This window comes from Mesotoga infera (assembly GCA_011045915.1).
GTDB classification, from domain to species: Bacteria; Thermotogota; Thermotogae; order Petrotogales; family Kosmotogaceae; genus Mesotoga; species Mesotoga infera_D.
The window spans coordinates 1-4,199 of the sequence record DSBT01000050.1; the positions used below are offsets into that span (position 1 = coordinate 1).

Annotated in this window: 4 protein-coding genes; 1 reads left to right on the plus strand and 3 read right to left on the minus strand. The window is 41.5% G+C overall.

From position 1 onward, the window contains the following. Positions 1 to 471, plus strand: a 471-nt coding sequence (locus tag ENN47_01470; protein HDP76858.1) for an HD domain-containing protein, incomplete at its 5' end; no start/stop codon positions are given. Positions 472 to 703: 232 nt separating this feature from the next. On the opposite strand, the gene ENN47_01475 is transcribed toward ENN47_01470, so the two are convergent. The 3 genes from ENN47_01475 to ENN47_01485 form a co-directional block, all read right to left on the minus strand. Next, entirely contained in the window at positions 704 to 2,350 is a 1,647-nt protein-coding gene (locus ENN47_01475; protein HDP76859.1) for a hypothetical protein, read from the minus strand. Between the two features lie 631 nt (positions 2,351 to 2,981). Continuing rightward, entirely contained in the window at positions 2,982 to 3,362 is a 381-nt protein-coding gene (locus ENN47_01480; protein ID HDP76860.1) for a hypothetical protein, read from the minus strand. A gap of 77 nt (positions 3,363 to 3,439) precedes the next feature. Further along, positions 3,440 to 4,042, minus strand: a complete 603-nt coding sequence (locus ENN47_01485; GenBank protein ID HDP76861.1) for a hypothetical protein — start codon at positions 4,040 to 4,042, stop codon at positions 3,440 to 3,442. Positions 4,043 to 4,199 lie beyond the last annotated feature (157 nt).

The window sequence follows — 4,199 nt, forward strand, 5'->3', positions numbered from 1 at the left end:
GGAGCAACGCTGCATGACATTGGCAAAGTCGGTATTTCATCTAAGATACTGAGGAAGCACGGTCCCTTAGATGAGATTGAGATGGAGGTTATCCGCAATCATCCTACGCACGGAAAAGACATCCTCGAACACTTCAAATATCTGAAGAAGTTCATTCCTTACGCTTATATGCATCACGAAAGAGAAGACGGTTCCGGCTATCCACATGGACTGAAGGCGGACAAGATACCGCTTGAGGCTAAGATCATTGCCGTGGCCGATGTCTTCGAAGCCCTAACTGCCGACAGGCCTTACAGGGCCGCTTATTCCTTTGCTAAAGCGGTGAACATGATGACTGAAATGCCTCTTGATCAGCGCATAGTCTCTGCTCTGATAGAGATCCTTCCTGAACTTGAGAATGCGCTTTGCGGGAGAAACCCGGAGAAGTGCTGGGAGAGAACTTTAGAAAATGACGGAGATGCCGCTGGATAGGGAAAGTGTTCGAACTGTTCAAGGCGCTTCCATAATTGGAGAAGGTTCTCAATCAAAGAAATGCTGACCTTGAACACGGGGCTTTCAATTGTGTTATTTGAGCTGATGATAGATTATAGAGCAGAGATTCTCTGAATTCTTGTTTGCTGGTGTACGATCTCAAGTTCACCGAGAAATTGATTTCTGTCTTGTATCATGAGCGGGACTTAATGGAATGCATATCTACAATACCTTAAGTCTGATCCAGAACCTCAGCTCTGAATTCTTCGGACAGACCGTTATCAACTTTCTTGATTGCAGAGTAAGCATTCTGTAGCATTATTCGAATTGTTTCACCACGCCTACCGTCTTTGAACTTCATTGAGTACATCGCAAGCTCACAAAACTTTCCTTTAAGATAATTGGTTTTTCCTCTCTTAAGGAGTCCCTCAATCACCCAATTCTGGAAGAAACGCAAATCATGAAGGGTAGACTCATCACTTTGCAGATCATACAGCTTCATAGAAATGCCAAGCGGATCTAATAGCAGTAAGTAAGTCACATCAATGGGTTTCTGAAGGAACAGAACCTGAAGCATCTTGAGTGCCTTTCGACTTTCTTTCGTGCCAGTGTATGCATTGAGAACAGCATTGAGTGCATTTTTCAGATTGGGAACGCCTTTCTGTCTTTTTCGAAGCACTTCGTCAGTAGTAAGAAGAGTCTTCATTGCATCTGCTGTTGGATAGCGAGCAAAACGATGTCCTTTTTTGATTGCATTGGCTTCCAGTACTGCAAGAGAAGCAATCGATCTTGAAGTGTGGTAAAGAGCAAGTCTCTCGTTAAGGAGTTCATTGCCACTATTCCTGAAATTAATAATGCACTTGCTGAAAGAATTGCAGACTATGGCCAAGAGATTATGATTGTGATTAATACTGACATTTGCGAATGTATTCCAGAGTCTCACTATATTGTATAGTGCAGTTGCTCCCAATTCAGAATATCTAGTAACTATTCTTTCATGGCAAAATCGAAGAAGATAGACAATTTCCTTTCGAATATCATGTAGTTCAATATTCTCGGAGAACTCAATTACATCAGTTCTTTCGAGGAAATCTTCCACTGCATCGAGGAAAGAAGTGAATCCGAGAAAGCCGTTGTCTTGACATCTATAAACAAGTAACTCCAATCTCATGAAAGATTGGTTGTACCAATCGTTATTTCTGGTTTCATCATTCTTGTCATTTTGTTCTTTATTTTTAATTCTCTCAAAGAACACACTGAGAGTTCCGGAATAGCATCGATAAAGCAATTCTGGATCTTCGGATTTATTCGCAATATCAAGCAAGGCCTCAAGAGTGAACCTTGCTTTGGATTTTCCCTTCTCGTGTTTTGCCATCAGAAGATTGAAAATTGATTCTGGCTTCATAAGGCTGATCATTCTAATCACGAATATTGGAAGAATTATTATGCAGTATAAGCCAGAAAACAGCAAGAGCAAAATGCATAGCGATATTACTTCGGAATCAATATAGATAGCTTTCACTACCAGACTCATTGAAATCGTAGTTGAGTAAATCAGCAGCATGAATATCAGATCGTAATTCTTGCACAAGATATCCATTGTTCTAAGAGAGAAGTATTGAGCAGAATGTTGCGTAACAACTAGAGTAACTGCAAGGACCAGAGCTAGAATGGATGACATAGAACCAGCGACCACGCCTGACAGGTCTTTCAAATCTCGAAGATGCAAATCAAACAATCCCTCGTATCTCATATTCATCAAAACCGCCAGAATGGCAATGAACGGCAGATACAGCCAAGATGGCTTCTTTCTGATATGTGCAAACAAAACTACGGAAAGGCATATATAAACTCCAAAGGAGACTAATTGAAATGCCAAAATCATCCCTCCTGTTCTGCACAACTCATTTCTGTTTCCCCAAAAACAATCTAGAATCAGAAAACACTCACAACATCCAGCAAAAGCTGAAAGCTCCGCATCCTCTCCCTACTATTTCTGAAAGTCTTTTAGCTGTCTCATACTGCTGCTGGATACCGGTATCCGTCTCTCAAAATCCATATTCCCAAGCTTGCGAACAGACTGGTTCGTACTTGTGATCTGCTCAAACAAATCTCGACCGTTTATCGTTTCCTTTCGCGGTTGATTGTCTTCGACCTCTTGTCCTCAGATCCACAAGCCGTCGTGTAAGAACGCCCGCGGCAGAAGAAACCAGCATGATCATTCCACCAAAAAAGACACTTTCTAGTGAGCTTGAAAGATCGGAGTCAATAAATAGCGCAATAGAAATCGAAAGTGTTAGTACCATCACAATAAGGCTATAAGAATAAGTCCAGTACGCCAGTCTTACAGATCTGCTCTTGGCAATAGTTCCTTCAAGTGGTTCTAGTGGGGATGCTCTTTCTGTGGATCTAATTCCTTTAGGCATACCAATAATCGTTCCAGAAAGTGAAATATCTTCACTTTCGAGGCAGTCGGTCAAGACTGTAAACGAAACCCAATCACTCTTGTCTTAGAAATCGAATTCTATTGAAACCCTGTTTTCTGCCAGCTGGTTAACTTGTGACCCTATTGCATCGCGGCTAGTCTCAACTCCTTGTATAGCTAGAATCCTCCCTCGGGAGCTGGCTATTAGAGGATCAGTCGACGAAATGTCTTCTTTTCTTATCGGTTCGTTTCCATGGTTCCAAAGACTCACTCTCGAGACAAAAAGGTTGGCAACTTGATCTCCTTTGAAATTCACTGTTACCTCTTCTGGCAGCTGTCTATCAACAACGAGAATGCTGTTCGATGCGTACATTAGATCTTTCTCATGCCTGCCTCTAAAATACAAGTAGGGTGCTAGGAAACAGCCAATCATTCCCACTATTATTCCTAATAGATCAATAATCACAGTTACCACCTCACTCGAAGATCAGGAGATAATTACTATTGACTCCAAAAAAGAAATCGAACAAAAAATCTTGCCAGTTAATTCTCATAAAGCCCTCTGGAAAGAGGACTCACCGTTATTTCGAGGTTATAGTTGTATTTTTCGATGAGATGCTGAAAAACAGGTTCAAACCTTCTTGCACCAGAGGAGCTTATTACTAATTCTTTGATTAGTATGTCCACTTCGGCTTCCACATCTATGCCCTCATCAATTTTTCCTCTATCTAGATCCAATTCTTTTATTTCTCCTTTTTCCGTTGTTCCTTCTTTTTCTGGTGGATAACTTATTATGAAAGCTCTAAGCTCTTTCTCTGATTCATATTCCTTTCTCTTTAGGAGGGGGAGTTCTGCGAAGGATAAACTTTGCTCCTTGTTTGTGGGAAGAACAATCTTTTCAGATCTCATGTTTTTGTAATCAATATACTTGACCAGGCCAACATGCACTTCATAAGGTGTAGAGCGAAATGACCCGCATAATTTACCAGAAGTGGTTCTAATCACAACCGAATTCCTTACCGCAGTACCTTCTCCACATGTGTTCAGTTTCGCGCTCACCGACGAACCAACAACTTGCTGCAATATGGCGGCGAAATTTTGCATGAATGTCGTTGATCTTTCTTGAGCGTTCACGTCGGTCTTCATCCTTTGCCTCAACTGCATACTCTGGTATGAGCATCTCGTAATCGTCTTCGAAACTGCTTATCGAAGAGAAATGGAATTTTCCAGTCTCTAGAAGATGCAGAAGTTTCGTTAGATGCGTGTACCGCATAACCCTGGTACTATCATCCGGGGTTTCCAC

Bases quoted from the DNA above. Each gene is read 5' to 3' on its own strand.
- ENN47_01485 (HDP76861.1), bottom strand. From the start codon at position 4,042: ATGAAGACCGACGTGAACGCTCAAGAAAGATCAACGACATTCATGCAA.